General features: G+C 68.6%; 12 protein-coding genes. All 12 read right to left on the bottom strand.

What is annotated here, in order from left to right:
• Window positions 1-2 precede the first annotated feature (2 nt).
• Window positions 3-746 carry a bifunctional 2-polyprenyl-6-hydroxyphenol methylase/3-demethylubiquinol 3-O-methyltransferase UbiG gene (gene ubiG / locus A37E_RS0118065; RefSeq protein WP_029557890.1) on the bottom strand — a complete coding sequence of 248 codons (744 nt, stop codon included), beginning with the start codon at window positions 744-746 and terminating at the stop codon, window positions 3-5.
• Between the two features lie 81 nt (window positions 747-827).
• A complete protein-coding gene (gene trpS / locus A37E_RS0118060; RefSeq protein ID WP_029557889.1) occupies window positions 828-1862 on the bottom strand; it encodes a tryptophan--tRNA ligase in 1035 nt (344 codons plus the stop codon).
• Window positions 1863-1993: 131 nt separating this feature from the next.
• Complete coding sequence (locus A37E_RS0118055) at window positions 1994-3535, bottom strand: lipid II flippase MurJ (RefSeq protein ID WP_051679144.1); 1542 nt, start codon at window positions 3533-3535, stop codon at window positions 1994-1996.
• Between the two features lie 156 nt (window positions 3536-3691).
• Complete coding sequence (gene ftsH, locus A37E_RS0118050; protein ID WP_029557887.1) at window positions 3692-5614, bottom strand: ATP-dependent zinc metalloprotease FtsH; 1923 nt, start codon at window positions 5612-5614, stop codon at window positions 3692-3694.
• A 114-nt stretch (window positions 5615-5728) separates the two neighbouring features.
• On the bottom strand, window positions 5729-6829 hold the full coding sequence (tilS, locus tag A37E_RS0118045) for a tRNA lysidine(34) synthetase TilS (RefSeq protein ID WP_029557886.1): 1101 nt from the start codon (window positions 6827-6829) through the stop codon (window positions 5729-5731).
• Window positions 6830-6834: 5 nt separating this feature from the next.
• Complete coding sequence (gene ybgF / locus A37E_RS0118040; protein ID WP_051679143.1) at window positions 6835-7791, bottom strand: tol-pal system protein YbgF; 957 nt, start codon at window positions 7789-7791, stop codon at window positions 6835-6837.
• Window positions 7792-7990: 199 nt separating this feature from the next.
• A complete protein-coding gene (pal, locus tag A37E_RS0118035) occupies window positions 7991-8482 on the bottom strand; it encodes a peptidoglycan-associated lipoprotein Pal (protein ID WP_024279727.1) in 492 nt (163 codons plus the stop codon).
• 406 nt (window positions 8483-8888) lie between these two features.
• Entirely contained in the window at window positions 8889-9779 is an 891-nt protein-coding gene (locus A37E_RS0118030) for a tetratricopeptide repeat protein (protein ID WP_197023008.1), read from the bottom strand.
• A 254-nt stretch (window positions 9780-10033) separates the two neighbouring features.
• The gene (locus A37E_RS0118025; RefSeq protein ID WP_029557883.1) at window positions 10034-10666 is read right to left on the bottom strand and encodes a thiamine phosphate synthase; all 633 of its coding nucleotides are present in this window, start codon (window positions 10664-10666) and stop codon (window positions 10034-10036) included.
• Window positions 10667-10794: 128 nt separating this feature from the next.
• The gene (locus tag A37E_RS0118020) at window positions 10795-11817 is read right to left on the bottom strand and encodes a class I fructose-bisphosphate aldolase (RefSeq protein ID WP_029557882.1); all 1023 of its coding nucleotides are present in this window, start codon (window positions 11815-11817) and stop codon (window positions 10795-10797) included.
• Window positions 11818-12042: 225 nt separating this feature from the next.
• The gene (locus tag A37E_RS0118015; protein WP_029557881.1) at window positions 12043-13236 is read right to left on the bottom strand and encodes a phosphoglycerate kinase; all 1194 of its coding nucleotides are present in this window, start codon (window positions 13234-13236) and stop codon (window positions 12043-12045) included.
• A gap of 21 nt (window positions 13237-13257) precedes the next feature.
• Complete coding sequence (gene gap / locus A37E_RS0118010; RefSeq protein ID WP_024279732.1) at window positions 13258-14265, bottom strand: type I glyceraldehyde-3-phosphate dehydrogenase; 1008 nt, start codon at window positions 14263-14265, stop codon at window positions 13258-13260.
• Between the last annotated feature and the right edge of the window lie 57 nt (window positions 14266-14322).

Raw genomic sequence — 14322 nt, 5'->3', positions numbered from 1 at the left:
GCCTAGGCCTCGCGCTCCGCCACCATGAAATAGTTCACCGAGAGATCCTCGGTCAGGCGGAAATCGCCGGAGAAGGGCTCGTAGGCGAGGCCCACCTTCTCCCGAGCGGCAAAGCCGGCTGAAGCGAGCGTCGCCTCCAGCTCTTCCGGCGTCACGAACTTCTCCCAGCGATGGGTACCGGGCGCCAGCCAGCGCAGGACGTATTCGGCACCGACGATGGCGAGGGCGAAGCTCTTGGGCGTGCGGTTCAAGGTGGAGAGCGCCAGCACGCCGCCGTCCGCCACCAGACGCCCGGCGGTGCGCACGAACAGGCCGACATCGGCCACATGCTCCACCACCTCCAGCGCCACCACCACATCGAAGCGGGCGCCGCGCTCGGCCAGTGCCTCGGCGGTCTCGGCCTCGTAGGTCACGGTGAGGCCCGATTGCGCGGCGTGGGCGCGCGCGATGTCCACATTGCCGGGAGCCGGGTCGATGCCCGTCACATCGGCGCCCATGCGGGACAAGGGCTCGCTGAGCAGGCCCCCGCCGCAGCCGATGTCGAGGAGGGAGAGGCCCTTCAGCGGGCGCAGCGCACGGGCATCACGGGAGAAATGCCGCACCAGCGTGTCACGCAGGAAGGCGAGGCGCGCCGGATTCATGGCGTGCAAGGGCGCCATCTTGCCCTTCACGTCCCACCATTGGGCGCCGAGCGCCTCGAAGCGGGAGACCTCTTCCGGATCGACCGTGGCGTTCATCTGCGGCATCACGGCCTCCTCGTCGGCGGGCAACATTCCCCACACTTAGGCGCCGCATCCGGCGCGGGCAAGGCCGCGCCGGCGGCCCTGTCAGCGCACCATGCCGACGATGTCCTTCACGTCGCGGATGGTCTGGTCGGCGATCACCCGGGCACGGTCGGCGCCGTCGATGAGAATGGCATCGATCGCAGTCGGATCGGCCATCAGACGCTGCATCTCGGTGCCGATGGGGCCGAGCTTCGCCACGGCCAGATCCACCAGCGCGGCCTTGAAGGCCGAGAACTGGGCGTTGCCGTAATCCGCCAGCACCTGCGCCTTGGTGGTGTCGGACAGGGCCGCGAAGATGCCGACGAGGTTGTCCGCTTCCGGGCGCCCCTTCAGCCCCTCTTCCTCCGAGGGCAACGGCTCCGGATCGGTCTTCGCCCTGCGCACCTTGCCGGCGATGGCGTCGGCATCGTCGGTGAGGTTGATGCGGGAGAAGTCCGAGGCCTCCGACTTCGACATCTTCTTGGAGCCGTCGCGCAGGCTCATCACCCGCGTCGCCGGGCCGGCGATGAGCGGCTCGGTGATGGGGAAGTAGCCCTCGCCATGGCCATTGGAGGCGATGGAGGGGGCGAAGTCCGTGTTGAACTTCTGGGCGATGTCGCGCGTCAGTTCCAGGTGCTGCTTCTGGTCGTCGCCGACCGGCACGTGGGTGGCGCGATAGAGCAGGATGTCGGCAGCCATCAGGGTCGGATAGGCGAAGAGGCCCACGGAGGCGTTCTCGCGGTCCTTGCCGGCCTTCTCCTTGAACTGCGTCATGCGGTTCAGCCAGCCCATGCGGGCGACGCAGTTGAACACCCAGGCGAGTTCGGCGTGGCCGGACACCTGGCTCTGGTTGAAGACGATGTGGGCCTTGGGATCGATGCCGCAGGCGATGAAGGCAGCCGTCACCTCGCGGGTGTGGCGCTTCAGCTCTTCCGGGTCCTGCCAGACGGTGATGGCGTGGAGGTCGACCACGCAATAGATGCACTCGTGGCTCTTCTGCAGTTCCACGAAGCGCTTGATGGCGCCGAGATAATTGCCGAGATGCAGGTTGCCCGTGGGCTGCACGCCGGAAAATACGCGTTCTGCGACCGCCGCCATGGCGAACTCCCCAAAGAGCGGCGCGCCGCTCGACCTGAACACGGGCAACGGCCCGCAAAAGTGAATGCGGCGCGTCATGCCACCTGGGGCGGCACGGCGCAAGGGCACGGCCCGCAACGCTGCTGCCCGGCTCAGATGCGGCCCGTCCAGGCCTTCGAGACGGCCGTCTTCACCACGAGCGCACCGGCGCCGTAGATGACACCGCCGCTGGAGACGAGCCCGACCAGCCGCAGGATGCCCGCCAGCGTCCCCTCCGGCACGGGCCACGTTGCTGCGAGCGCGCCGACCCCGGCCCCCATGGCGAGGCTCGCCGCCGCGAGGCCGGCGGCCGAGAGCAGCACCGGCGTCGAGAAGCGCAACGCGCCGCGGGCGATGAGGATGCCCCCCAGGGCCAGAATCGATGCCGCAGCGGACAGCGCCACAGCCCCCGCCGCGATCAAGGGGCCGCCGACCGTTCCGAGCCCGGCAGCGGCGACCATGCACAGCAGCAGCGAGCCGAGCGCGATTCGCTCCGCCGCCTTGATCTGTCCGGACGTGGAGGCGGCGGCCGAGAGGATGCGCTCCAGCCCCTGCGCCGGCAGCGAGAACGAGAGCACGGCCAGCAGCGCGGCGGTCAAGCGGGCGTCTTCACTGTCGAAGCTGCCCCGCTGGAAGAGCGTGACGACAATGGGCTCGGCCAGGACCGCAAGCCCGACCGCCGCCGGCAAGGCGAAGGCAAGCGCCGCCAGCACCGCCCGGCCGGCATCGTCTGCAGCCTCGGCTCTCCCGCGCCGGAGCAAGGCCGGCACGAGGACCGCCCCGGCGCTGGCACCGACGAGGCCCAACGGGAGGTCCATCAGCCGCTGGGCATAGTTCAGGGCGGCGGCGGCGCCAGGGCTGGCGGACACGGCTGCGACCACGATGATGAAGCGAAGCTGGCTCAGCCCCGCAAACAGCAAGGCGGGCGACGCCGCGCGAAGCACACCGAGCGCCGCCCGGAGATCGCGAGCCGTCAGAACGCGGAACAACGGCTGCGCCGGACAGCCCCTTGCGGCCAGCCTCATGATGGCGAATTGGGCGCAGCCCGCCCCCACCTGCGCCGCCGCGATGGCGAAGGCGGCGGTGTCGCTCTCCATCAGCCCCTTGGCGAGCAAAACGCCGATGACCGCGAGCACAGTGACATTGGCCGCTGCGGGAGCCAACGCCGGCAGCAGCACGCGATGGGTGGCATTGGCGATGCCGCCGAAGATGGCTGCGAGCCCGGCGAGCGGGATGTAGAGCACCACCACCCGACCGCAGAGGATGGCGACGTCCGCCCGCTGCCCGCCCGCCTCGAAGCCCGGCGCCATCAGGCCGATCACCTGCGGCATGAAGAGCGCGACGATAGCCGCGAACACGAGGAGGAGACCGCAGAGCAGCAGCAGGGTCGCGCCCGCGAGCCGGCCAGCCGCCTCATCGCCCGTTCCTGCGGCTTCGTTCGTCGTCCGGGCGAGCGCTGGAATGAAGGCGAGGTTGAAGGCGCCCTCGGCCAGCAGCCGGCGCGCCAGCAATGGCAGCGCCATGGCCGCCGCCAGCGCATCTGCCACCGGCCCGACGCCGAGCACGGCGGCCGTGGCCGCATCCCGCGCAAAGCCCATAACGCGGGACGCGAGGGTTGCCGCCGAGACGATGGAGGTTCGGGCGAGGAGGGACATGAGCCCTGCCTATGCCTCGCTAGGCCGGTTGTGTCGATGGGCTCTGCGCAGAACGTGCCCTCCAAGCCCTGCCCAGGGCGCAAGCCGCGACGGAGAATGCCCGTCACAAACGAAAAACGCCCGCTTGCGCGGGCGTCTTCCGGTCGATCATGCGTCTCAGGCCTGGGGCTGAGGCTCGATGGAGCCGCCGGCACCGCCGGGGCGGGGGCGCTTGGTGGTGGGGATGGCCGAGCCGCGCGGGTTGGACGGCTCGAGCACGCTCTCCCGGTTCGGCGTCTTACCGTCGAGGAGGTCCACGATCTCGTCGCCCGAGAGCGTCTCGTATTCGAGCAGGCCGCGGGCCAGAGCTTCGAGGTCGTCGTACTTCTCGGTGAGGATGCGCTTCGCCTCGGTATAGCCCTCGTCCACGAGCCGCCGGACCTCCTTGTCGATGGTCTGGGCCGTGGCCTCGGACACGTTCTGGTGGCGCTGCATGGACATGCCGAGGAATACGTCCTCGTTGTTCTCGCCGTAGGCCACCTGGCCGAGCAGATCGGAGAAGCCCCAGCGCGTCACCATCATCTTGGCGAGGCGGGTCGCCTGCTCGATGTCGGAGGCGGCACCGGACGTCACCTTGTCGTGGCCGAACACGAGTTCCTCAGCCACGCGGCCGCCCATCATGATGGCGAGACGCGAGGTCATCTGCTCGTAGCTCATGGAGAGCTTGTCGCGCTCCGGAAGCTGCATGACCATGCCGAGTGCCCGGCCGCGCGGGATGATGGTGGCCTTGTGCACCGGGTCGGTCGCCGGAACATTGAGGGCGACGATGGCATGGCCGCCCTCGTGATAGGCGGTGAGCATCTTCTCTTCCTCGGTCATCACGAGGGAGCGACGCTCGGCGCCCATCATCACCTTGTCCTTGGCGTCCTCGAACTCGGCCATGGTGACCATGCGCTTGTTGCGCCGGGCCGCCATCAGCGCCGCCTCGTTGCAGAGGTTCGCGAGGTCCGCGCCGGAGAAGCCGGGCGTGCCGCGGGCGATGGTCTTGAGATTCACGTCGGGGGCGACGGGGATCTTGCGGGCGTGCACCTTCAGGATCTGCTCGCGGCCGACCACGTCCGGGTTCGGGACGATGACCTGGCGGTCGAAGCGGCCGGGACGCAGCAGCGCGGGATCGAGCACGTCCGGACGGTTGGTCGCGGCGATGAGGATGATGCCCTCGTTCGCCTCGAAGCCGTCCATCTCCACCAGCAGCTGGTTGAGGGTCTGCTCGCGCTCGTCATTGCCGCCGCCGAGACCGGCGCCGCGGTGGCGACCCACCGCGTCGATCTCGTCGATGAAGATGATGCACGGCGCATTCTTCTTCGCCTGCTCGAACATGTCGCGCACGCGGCTCGCGCCGACGCCCACGAACATTTCCACGAAGTCCGAGCCCGAGATGGTGAAGAACGGCACGTTGGCCTCACCCGCGATGGCGCGGGCGAGCAGCGTCTTGCCGGTGCCGGGCGGGCCGACGAGCAGCACGCCGCGCGGGATGCGGCCGCCGAGGCGCTGGAACTTCTGCGGGTCGCGCAGGAATTCCACGATCTCGGTGAGGTCGCTCTTCGCCTCGTCGATGCCGGCCACGTCGTCGAAGGTCACGCGACCGTGCGCCTCGGTGAGGAGCTTGGCGCGGCTCTTGCCGAAGCCCATGGCCTTGCCGCCGGCGCCCTGCATCTGGCGCGACAGGAAGATCCACACGCCGATCAGCGCCAGGAACGGCAGCCAGGAGAGCAGCAGGCTCACGAACCACGGCACGTTGTCCGACGGCGCGCGCGCAGTGATCTGCACGCCCTTGCCGTACAGGCGCTGCACGAGCGAGGGGTCGTTCGGCGCGTAGGTCTGGAACGAGCCCGAACGGTCGGAATAGGTGCCGGTGATGTTCGGCCCCTCGATCACGACCTCGCGCACCTTGCCGGCGTCCACGTCGGTGAGGAGCTGCGAGAAGGAGATTTCGTTCGCATTGGTGCGCTGGCCCGGGCTGTTGAACAGCGAGAACAAGGCCAGCAGCAGCAGGACGATGATCACCCAAAGGGCGAAATTACGTAGATTGGCGTTCATTGAACCCTCGTGGGGACAGAAGGTCGGTTCCGCTTCGACGCCTCACCATACGGAAAGGATACCTCCGCACAGCACCGCCGCCGGTGGAACCTCCCGCACCGTCCAGCGCCTAATTTAGGAGCGAGGCCCCGTCTTGCCAAGGAGAGGCGCCTTTTCCGCACTTGAATTCGTCGCGATGCCCTCGGTCGGGCGCCGGGGAGGTGCGCTGGATACGAGCACCTGCCCCTTCCGGACGGCCACACTGGCACCCGCAAGGGTGCGGCGAAATGGAGCAGCCGGCAAAGCGAGCGCGGCCAAAAGCGCGGCCAGCAAAACCTCGAGCTTGGCCAGTTCGACCGGGCCTTCCCTCCCCTGCGCCGTTACGCAGCGGCCGAGAAGACGCAGGGCGATTTCCTCCGGCAGTTCGGCAAACCGAGCGGCCTCGATGGCGACGCCCGATTTGTCGGCGGTAACGAGTTCCGCTTCTGCCCTTTCCGTCACCGCCTCCAAGGCCGAGTCGGCACGGGCGAGACGGCGGGCGAGGCGGGTGAGGCCGCGCGCATCGAGGCCCTCCTGCGCCAAAATGGGGGCGAGTGCCCTTAGGCGCGGGCGTGCGAAGCGAGCATCGAGATTGGAGGGGTCGCTCGCATAGGCGATGTTGGCGGCATCAAGCGTCGCCACGAGGCGCGCCTTCGGCAGATCGAGGAAGGGGCGCAGAAGAATGAGTTTACCCCGTGCCGTCTCAGCGCTCATTGCCGCGAGGCCGGCAAGGCCAGAGCCCCGCGCCATGCGGAACAGCACGGTCTCGGCCTGGTCGTCGCGGGTATGGGCCAAAGCAAGCGCCGGCGCGCCGACCCGATCCGCCTCAGCCGTGAGCAGCGCATAGCGCGCGTCCCGCGCTGCCTCCTGCAGGCCGCGATCGGGCTTTTCGCCCTGCCAGCGAAGCGTGCGATGAGGCACGTTCAATCGAGCGGCCAGACGCGCCACATCGGCCGCCTCCTCGGCTGCCGCCGGCCTCAATCCATGATCCACGGTCGCCGCAAACAGCCGCGGTCCACCCGGGGACTGCGCCCGCCAGCGGGCGGCAAGATGGAGCAGCGCGGTGGAATCAGGCCCGCCGGAAACAGCGAGGAGAACGGCCGGACGGCCGGCAAAGCTGGAAAAGAGGGCATCGAGTTCGCTGTCGGCGACCGCCGAGCGGGAGTCGGGAGACAGGCTTGCGGAATCCGCCGCCATCGGCCTCAGCAACCGATGCGCTTCTGCTCGCGCTCGACGGCCTGCCGGACGGAGGAGGCGGTGCGAGGATATTTCCGGTCCACTTCCTGGAAGGTGGCGCAGGCCGTCTCCTTTTCGCCGAGGCCGGCGAGCGACTGGCCGAGCCGCAGCAGCGCTTCAGGCGCGCGGGCGGAATTCTGGTACTTGGTGGACACCTCGAGGAACGAGGCTGCCGCATCGGAATAGTTCTGCCGCAGGAACAGGCTCTCGCCGAGCATGAAGGTCGCGTCGGCGATCAGGCGGTCGTTGGGAGAAGACTGGATGATCTGGCGGAAGGTCTGCTCGGCGCCGGCATAGTCCTGTCGCTGAAGCTGGGATTGGCCGGCATCGTAAAGCTCGCGCACGGTGGCCCCGGCGGACGGCAGCGCGGCCACCTGCTGCCCGGCGGCCGGGCGGATGGGCGCGACGTCCACCGCGCGCGGCGCGGGCGTGGCGCTCGCGGGAGAGCCGAGCGGCTGGGGCGCGCCCGGCGCGGCCGGGTCCATGTTGGGATCGAAGGCGTCGGAGCGGCGCACCGGAGCGGCCGGCGCTGCCGCCGGACGGCCAGAAGGAAGCACCGCCGGCGCCTGGACCGGCGCGGCAGCAGGCGCCGCAGACGGTGCGACAGACGGACGGCCGCCGCCGGCCTCCTCCAGCCGGCGCACCTGCGCCTCAAGCTGCTGGTTGCGATACTGTAGTTGCTCGACCTGTCCAGTGAGCTGGCGCAGGGTCGATTCCAGCCGCTCCATCCGCTCCATCAGCTCCGGATCCTCGCGCGGAGCTTCCTGCGCGGGCTGGGGCGGCTTGAACAGGTTGCCGAACAGGTTCCCGTCGTTCTGAGCAGCCGCGGGCGCTGCCGTGCCGAGGGCCGCAGCAAAGGCAAGGCCGAAGAGGACGGCATAGGTGCGAACAAGAACACCGACCGGGCGCAGGCGCATCTTCATGTGACTTTTGCTTGGGGCTGGTGGCGAGGAGCACGTCCGGAACAGTGCCGGTTCGAGCCATGCGACTTTACCCCGCCGATCGCGTCCAAAGTGTGACCCGGCAACGACTTGCCGTGGACTGATCAAGGCTCTGCGGGCGCGGACGCGCAAAGGCCGGCACCCATGGGCGCCGGCCTTCGCGAGACATTCGGAAGCAGGATCAGGCGCCGCCGCCGTTCAGCACCGTCACCGCGCGGCGGTTCTGAGACCAGCACGAGATGTCGTTGCACACCGCCACCGGGCGCTCCTTGCCATAGGAGATGGTGCGCATCCGGGCCGGGTCGATCCCGCGGGAGGCGAGGTAGTCACGCACGCTCTGGGCGCGCTTGGCCCCCAGCGCGATGTTGTATTCGCGGGTTCCGCGCTCGTCCGCATGACCTTCGATGGTGAAGGTGTAGCGGTTGTACTGCTGGAGCCACTGGGCCTGACGGTCCAGGGTGGCGCGGGCCTGCGGGGTGAGATCGGTCTGGTCGCTCTCGAAGAACACGCGATCGCCAACGGCGACCACGAACTCCTGAGGGGAACCGGGAGGGCCACCCGCGCCGCCGACGCCGGCATTCTGGTTGGGATTGTTGGCGCACGCGGCAAGCGCCAGCGCGAAGCCAAACAGAGCCGCGAACCGGAAGCCGCGAGCAAGGCTGAGGAAACGCATCCGGTAACTCCCTTCTCAACGCTGCACCGGAGGCTTCGGGTCTAAAGCCGTCCGGTTAAGCGAACGTTCCGTACGCAGCCTCTTGGCCGCTCCGAGAGCCGAAAACCGGAGGATGCGGACCACTCCCGCTCGCCATGGTTTCCGGGCCGTTATCATCGCCTTTCGGGCGGGTACGCGCCTCCCTCTCCCGCGTGCAGAAACCCGCACGGCAGGTGAATGAGGTGTTTGCCCGAAAGGCCGGGAGAGGCGACGACGCCCCTCGTCCGACGCGTCCTTCACTGATGCCGGGACGTGGCGTCATCATGGCGCGGAGGTGCAGGGGTGAAGGCAGCGCAACGGCGGTGGCAGGCGTTGCAAAAGAGCCACAACCGAGCCTTGCTCGGCCCCTCCCCTCATCGCTCCGCCTTCAGGAGCGGCCGGATTCCCAGCGGGCGGCCTGCGCCTGCGCCTTCTTGCGGTCTGCCTCGGGCAGCTTGGCCACCACGTCGTCCAGCATCGGATCACCGAGCCCACGGCTCTTGGCGAGGAGGTGCCAGGCAGCCGCCTTCGTCTTGTCCTCCGGCACGCCGCGTCCAACCGCGAGCAGCCGCGCATAGCGGTTCTGGGCGATGGCATTGCCGGCCAGCGCCGCCTTGCGGAACATGGCGGCAGCGGCGGCCTCGTCCTTGGGCACGCCGGTGCCGTTGAACTGCATGATGGCGAATTCCACCTGCGCCGTGACGTGACCGAGGCGCGCCGCGGCGCCCATCATGCGGGCGGCCGCAGCGACATCCTTGTCGACGCCATTGCCCTCCTTCAGCAGCACGCCGAGGGCATACTGGGCATCTTCCACATCCTTGGCCGCGGCGATCTCGAACCAGCGCGCGGCCTCCGAAGGCTCCTTGGGGACCTTTCTGCCCTGGAGATAGAGCAGGCCGAGATTGTAAGCGGCGCCGGCATTCCCCTTCTCCGCCGCCTGACGGAACAGCTGTGCCGCCGCGACCTCGTCCATGGGAACGCCGCGGCCGGCGAGGGTCATGTTGCCGAGCGCGAACAGCGCTCCGGTCGAGCCGGCATCCGCCGCCTTGCGATACCACTCGATCGCCTTTTTGGGGTCAAGGGGAACACCGAGGCCTTCGGAATAAAGCTCGCCAAGCAGGGTCATGGCCGCCGGATCGGTTCCGGCGCGGGCGCGCTTCAGGGCCTCGTTGAAGGCGGAAACGTAATAGCCGCGCTGGTACGCGCCATAGGCGAGATCCCCCGAGCCGCCCGGCGTATCGAGGCTGGGATAGGAGATCTGCAGGCCCAGGAGTGGCATGGGCGCGGGTTCGCGCGGACGCTGGACGGTCTTTGGATCCGGCTTTGCGGACGGCTTGTTGCCGGCCTTCCCATCGGGCTTGGCCGGCTTGGTCGCAGGTTTGGCCGCGGGTTGAGTGGAGGACGCGGCCCCGCCGGGCTGCTGGGCCTGCGCATACGCCAGGGACGGCGCCAGAGCCACCGCGAGGGCGAGCAGCACGGCGCTGCCTGAAACAGCGAACCTTAGCCTGCTGAATGGCGCGCGGACGGCCGACATCATTGCGCGTCGTCACCCGATACAAGGCGCGCCTGCGCAGCCGCCACCACCTTCGGTGCTTCGCCGGCCGACGCCAGCAGCGCCTCCGACAGGGCGATGAAATCAGCTCCGGCTTCGGCCAGCGCCGTCACCTCGTCGAGGGAAGAGGCGACGCCGACGCAGGGTACCTCGAACAGTTCGGCCCACCATTCCACAAGATCGCGCACACGGAAGAACTCGCCCGGCTCCGGCGCAAGCGCGCCGAAGGCGACGTAATCGGCCCCGCTCTCCCCTGCGATCATGGCTTCATGGCGTGTCGCAAGCCCAGCGGCACCCACAATGGCCGCAGGCTTCAGCAGCCTCAGCGCCGAATCGAGCGCCGGTCCGGCCGCAACGTGCACGCCGTCGAGACCGGCGCTGGCGACGAGCCCCTCGGAGCCTTCGAGGAGTACGGCCGCATCATGCCGCTGCGCCGCCCCCGCGATCTCGGCGAGCCGCGCCGCATCGAGCTTCTCGCCGGCAGGGGTGCGCAGCACCACGCAGGCCACGTCGCCCGCGCGCACCGCGGCCTCCACCATGCGCGGGTCGAGCGCAGGCGTGACGGTGAAGACGAGCATGAGGCGGGCGCCGGTGGCGGGCGGAGGATTGGCCATGGGTCTGATCGGTCTGCCAAGAAATCGGCGAATTGGGGGCACGGACGCGGAATGTCGTCGGCTTTCGCCAGACCATAAGAAAAGGGCCGGCGCAAGCCGGCCCTTCCTGAACGTGATGCGCCCGATGCTCAGGCGGCCTTGCGCTCCTCCTCGGCCGACCACTTGCCGAGGGCCGCGAGGGAGTTCATGTGCGCGCGGTGGGCGAAGGCGGCCTGCGCCTTGGCCACGTTCTCCGGCTTGCCGGACCACGCCTTCTGCGGCGCGGCCTGCAGGGCGCGGCCGTAGGAATAGGTGAGCTTCCAGGGCAGGCCGCCCAGCTTCACCATGGCGTCGAGGTGGGCGGTGGCGTCCTCGTCGGACTGGCCGCCGGAGAGGAAGGCGATGCCGGGCACTGCTGTGGGGACGCAGGCCTTCAGCACGCGCACGGTCTTCTCCGCCACCTCGGCCACCGAGGCCTGCACCGGGCTCTTCTTGCCGGGCACGATCATGTTGGGCTTGAGCACCATGCCTTCCAGGCGGACGCGCTGGTAGTACAGCTCCTCGAACACCGTCTTCAGCGCCCATTCGGTGACGCGGTAGCAGGTGTCGATGTCGTGGGCGCCGTCCATGAGCACTTCCGGCTCGACGATCGGGACGATCTTCGCTTCCTGGCACAGCGCCGCATAGCGGGCGAGCGCGTGGGCGTTGGCGCGGAGCGAGGTGTAGGACGGAATGTGCTTGGTGGTGTCGATATCGATCACCGCGCGCCACTTCGCGAAGCGGGCGCCGAGGTCGTAATACTCCTTGAGGCGACCGGCGAGGCCGTCGAGACCCTCGGTGATGGTCTCGCCGGGGCAGAAGGGCTGCGGCTTGGCGCCGGCGTCGACCTTGATGCCGGGGATGGCGCCGGCCTTCTCGATGACGGAGACGAGCGGCGTGCCGTCCTTCGCCTTCTGCCGGATGGTCTCGTCATAGAGGATGACGCCGGAGATGTAGTCCATGCCCTGCGAGCGGAACATCAGCTCGCGGTAGTCGCGACGGTTCTCCTCGGTGGATTCGACCCCGATGGCATCGAACCGCTTCTTGATGGTACCGCCGCTCTCGTCTGCCGCGAGGATGCCCTTGCCGTCGGCCACCATTTTCTGCGCGATCGCGTCGAGCTCCGCCGTCATGTTCTTCACCTGCCTTGTTGCCGCCCCTCGGCGGGCATGGACGCCGGAGCGTGGCACTCCGGCAGATTGATTGTCGTTTGCGCGCCCGAACCGCGGCGCATCTGTCTGCGCGCCTGCAAGTCCCGGAGCCGGCACCGGGTTCCCGACCGATGCCCTACCCGAAAAGCGCCCGCCGCGGAGGGCCGGGCGGGCGCAATCTTCGTCATTTTATCCCGCAGCGCAATATCAGCGCCGCAGGGCCTCCACGCCCGGAAGCGCCTTGCCCTCAAGCCACTCAAGGAAGGCACCGCCGGCCGTCGAGACGTAGGAGAAGCGCTCCGCCGTCCCCGCGTGGTTCAGCGCGGCCACCGTGTCGCCGCCGCCCGCGACCGACAGCAACCGCCCGTTGTGGGTGAGGTCGCCGACATAGCGGGCCACGGCCACCGTCGCCGCATCGAACGGCGTCATCTCGAACGCGCCGAACGGCCCGTTCCAGACCACCGTCTTCGCCCCGTCGAGCTTCTGCTTGACGATACCGACCGTCTCCGGACCGGCGTCGAGCATCATCTCGTCGTCCTTCACGTCATCGACGCTGGTGACGCGGTGCGCGGCATTGGCCTTGAACTCGGTGGCGACCACCGCGTCCACCGGCAGGACGATCTCGCATCCAGCCGCCTCGGCCTTCTTCAGGATGTCCCGCGCGGTGTTGGCCAGGTCGTGCTCGCAGAGCGACTTGCCCACCTTCTTGCCGAGGGCGGCGAGGAAGGTGTTGGCCATGCCACCGCCGATGACGAGGATGTCCACCTTCTTCACGAGGTTGCCGAGCAGTTCGAGTTTGCTGGACACCTTGGAGCCGCCGACCACGGCGAGCACGGGGCGCTGGGGCGCCTCGAGGGCCTTGGTCAGCGCCTCGATCTCGCTCTCCATGGAGCGGCCGGCATAGGCCGGCAGCTTGCGGGCCAGCCCCTCGGTGGAGGCGTGCGCGCGGTGGGCGGTGGAGAAGGCATCGTTGACATAGATGTCGCCGAGGCTCGCGAGGGCTTCGATGAAGTCCGGCGCGTTCTTCTCCTCGCCCGCATGGAAGCGGGTGTTCTCCAGCACGATCACCTCGCCGGAGGCGAGGCGGGAGACGGCGCTCTTCGCCTCGTCGCCGATGCAATCGGAGGCGAACGCGACCTTGCGACCGAGTTCGCCCTCAAGGGCCTTGGCGACGGGGGCGAGCGACTGGCTTTCGTCGCGGCCCTTGGGCCGCCCGAAGTGCGCCAGCAGGACGGCCTTGCCGCCCTTGCCGGTGATGTCCCGAATGGTGGGCAGGATGGCCTTGAGACGGGTGGCGTCGGTGACGCGCCCGCTCTCCATGGGAACGTTGAGGTCGACACGCACGAGGACCCGCTTGTCGGCGAGGTCCACGGCGTCATCGAGGGTGCGGAAGGCGATCATGATGGCGCCCCCTTTTCCCGGTCAGCCCAGCTTGCCCATGGCGACGGCCGTGTCGCTCATGCGGTTCGAGAAGCCCCACTCGTTGTCGTACCACGACAGCACCCGCACCAGCGTGCCTTCCATGACCTTGGTCTGGTCGAGGTGGAAGGTGGAGGAGTTGGGATTGTGGTTGAAGTCAATGGAGACGTTGGGCTGGTCGGTGAAGCCGAGGATGCCCTTCAGCTGCTGCGAGGCAGCCGCGATGATCGCCTCGTTGATCTCTTCCTTGCTGGTCGCGCGCTTGGCGACGAACTTCAGGTCGATCACCGAGACGTTCGGGGTCGGCACGCGGATGGAGGTGCCATCCAGCTTGCCGGCGAGCTCAGGGAGCACGAGGCCCACCGCCTTGGCGGCGCCGGTCGAGGTGGGGATCATGGACATGGCCGCCGCGCGGGCGCGGTAGAGGTCCTTGTGCATGGTATCCAGCGTCGGCTGGTCGCCGGTGTAGGCGTGGATAGTGGTCATGAAGCCCTTCTCGATGCCGACGGCATCGTTGAGGACCTTGGCCACCGGGGCGAGGCAGTTGGTGGTGCAGGAGGCGTTGGAGACGACGAGGTGCTCGTTCGTGAGCTTCTCGTGATTCACGCCATAGACCACGGTGAGGTCCGCGCCATCGGCCGGGGCCGAGACCAGCACGCGCTTGGCACCGGCGGCGAGGTGCGCCGCAGCCTTGTCACGCGAGGTGAAGATGCCGGTGCATTCCAGCGCGATGTCCACGCCTAGCTCCTTGTGGGGCAGCTCGGCGGGGTTACGCACTGCGGTGACCTTGATGGGGCCGCGGCCCACGTCGATGGTATCTCCGGCGACCTTGACCTCGCCGGGGAAGCGGCCGTGCACGCTGTCGAAGCGGAAGAGGTGGGCGTTCGTCTCCACCGGGCCGAGGTCGTTGATCGCCACCACCTCGATGTCGGTGCGGCCCGATTCGATGATGGCGCGCAGCACATTGCGACCGATGCGACCGAAACCGTTGATGGCCACCTTGACGCTCATATTGGGTCCTCCTGAGCCGGCTTGAAGCCCGGCCTCCCTGAATTGCGTTGCGCGCCC

The organism is Xanthobacter sp. 91, from assembly GCF_000702385.1.
GTDB classification, from domain to species: Bacteria; Pseudomonadota; Alphaproteobacteria; order Rhizobiales; family Xanthobacteraceae; genus Xanthobacter; species Xanthobacter aminoxidans.
The sequence above is the reverse complement of the archived record's forward strand: the minus strand, read 5'-3'. Positions and strand labels throughout refer to the sequence as shown.

Excerpts from the sequence above, each read along its gene's own strand:
- A37E_RS0118055 (WP_051679144.1), bottom strand. The coding sequence starts at position 3,535 with ATGTCCCTCCTCGCCCGAACCTCCATCGTCTCGGCGGCAACCCTCGCG.
- ybgF (WP_051679143.1), bottom strand. The coding sequence starts at position 7,791 with ATGAAGATGCGCCTGCGCCCGGTCGGTGTTCTTGTTCGCACCTATGCC.
- tilS (WP_029557886.1), bottom strand. The coding sequence starts at position 6,829 with ATGGCGGCGGATTCCGCAAGCCTGTCTCCCGACTCCCGCTCGGCGGTC.
- ubiG (WP_029557890.1), bottom strand. The coding sequence starts at position 746 with ATGCCGCAGATGAACGCCACGGTCGATCCGGAAGAGGTCTCCCGCTTC.
- pal (WP_024279727.1), bottom strand. The coding sequence starts at position 8,482 with ATGCGTTTCCTCAGCCTTGCTCGCGGCTTCCGGTTCGCGGCTCTGTTT.
- trpS (WP_029557889.1), bottom strand. The coding sequence starts at position 1,862 with ATGGCGGCGGTCGCAGAACGCGTATTTTCCGGCGTGCAGCCCACGGGC.
- A37E_RS0118020 (WP_029557882.1), bottom strand. The coding sequence starts at position 11,817 with ATGACGGCGGAGCTCGACGCGATCGCGCAGAAAATGGTGGCCGACGGC.
- ftsH (WP_029557887.1), bottom strand. The coding sequence starts at position 5,614 with ATGAACGCCAATCTACGTAATTTCGCCCTTTGGGTGATCATCGTCCTG.
- gap (WP_024279732.1), bottom strand. The coding sequence starts at position 14,265 with ATGAGCGTCAAGGTGGCCATCAACGGTTTCGGTCGCATCGGTCGCAAT.
- A37E_RS0118015 (WP_029557881.1), bottom strand. The coding sequence starts at position 13,236 with ATGATCGCCTTCCGCACCCTCGATGACGCCGTGGACCTCGCCGACAAG.
- A37E_RS0118030 (WP_197023008.1), bottom strand. The coding sequence starts at position 9,779 with ATGCCACTCCTGGGCCTGCAGATCTCCTATCCCAGCCTCGATACGCCG.
- A37E_RS0118025 (WP_029557883.1), bottom strand. The coding sequence starts at position 10,666 with ATGGCCAATCCTCCGCCCGCCACCGGCGCCCGCCTCATGCTCGTCTTC.